Source organism: Xenorhabdus sp. SGI246 (genome assembly GCF_040838225.1).
GTDB classification, from domain to species: domain Bacteria; phylum Pseudomonadota; class Gammaproteobacteria; order Enterobacterales; family Enterobacteriaceae; genus Xenorhabdus; species Xenorhabdus indica.
In genome coordinates this window covers 1-1,261 of sequence record NZ_JBFPEZ010000154.1, presented here as the reverse complement: position 1 = coordinate 1,261, position 1,261 = coordinate 1, and the positions used below count along the sequence as shown (strand labels likewise).

Annotated in this window: 1 protein-coding gene; it reads left to right on the top strand. The window is 35.2% G+C overall.

The annotated features are described in order from the left end of the window. Positions 1 to 1,261 (top strand): amino acid adenylation domain-containing protein (locus ABLA85_RS18735; protein WP_367965815.1); only part of this gene is annotated, 1,261 nt, incomplete at both ends.

The window sequence follows — 1,261 nt, the reverse complement described above, 5'->3', positions numbered from 1 at the left end:
CTCAAGGAGTTAGTAAAAATGTACCAGTGGCTCTCCATTGCCAGCGAGATATAAATTTATTAATCGCAATTCTCGGTATATTTAAAGCTGGAGGATGTTATGTTCCCTTAGATCCTGAGTATCCACATGAGTATATGACTCTTATTTTAGAGGATGCCAAACCAAAACTTGTACTAACTTCATCAAATACTACAGAAAAATTGAATAGGGTGGGGTATTCTGTTATCTCTTTAGAAGATACTGAAATCCTTTCTCACTCTTCTGCTCCTTTAAAACACCATTGTGACCCTGAACAATTGGCTTATATCATGTATACTTCAGGCTCAACTGGAAATCCTAAAGGAGTAATGGTACCACATCGACAATTACTAAATTGCTTACATTCTCTTTGGAACAAAATACCATTTGGTAAAAATGAGTTAGTAGCACAAAAAACCTCAATAGCTTTTGCTATTTCAGTTAAAGAATTATTATCAGGTCTACTAATCGGTACACCTTTGCATTTTTTCAAAGAAAATACAGTTAAAGATATTCCTACCTTTGTAGAAGAGATGGAACACTGGAAAGTTACTCGGCTGTATACTATGCCATCTCAGCTTGAATCTATATTAACGTATATTGAAACTACCCCAAAAAAATTAGCTAATTTAGATATCTTGTTTATTTCAGCTGAACCATGCTCAATGGATTTACTTGAGAGAGTACGTACTCTAATGCCATGGGTGCAAGTTTGGTATATTTATGGCTGTACTGAAATTAATGATATAAGCTATTCCATTCCAGAAAAAGATAATGGTAATAATACATTCGCGTCAGTCGGATATCCGATTGCAAACACTCGAGTATTTGTATTAGATAATTATATGCAGCTATTACCCGTTGGTATAATGGGAGAATTGTATATAGAAAGCGATAGCATTTCGCAAGGCTATTTGAATATGCCGGGATTAACTTCTGAGCGTTTTATAGCCAATCCATTTGATAAAACCGGTGGGCGATTATACAGAACAGGTGATATAGGTCGGTATTTGGAAAACGGTGCATTAGAGTTAATTGGACGCCGTGATCATGAAATAAAAATTCGTGGTTATTATGTTGATTTTCGCCAAATAGAAAAAATAATCACAACTCATTCTGGTATCAATGAAGTTTCAGTTGTTGGGTGGCAGCCCAAAAATGGAGAGAAACAGTTACTGGCTTATATAGCAGGAAGACAGTTACCAACTATTGAAGAACTTCGGCTTTATTTAAATGATAAACT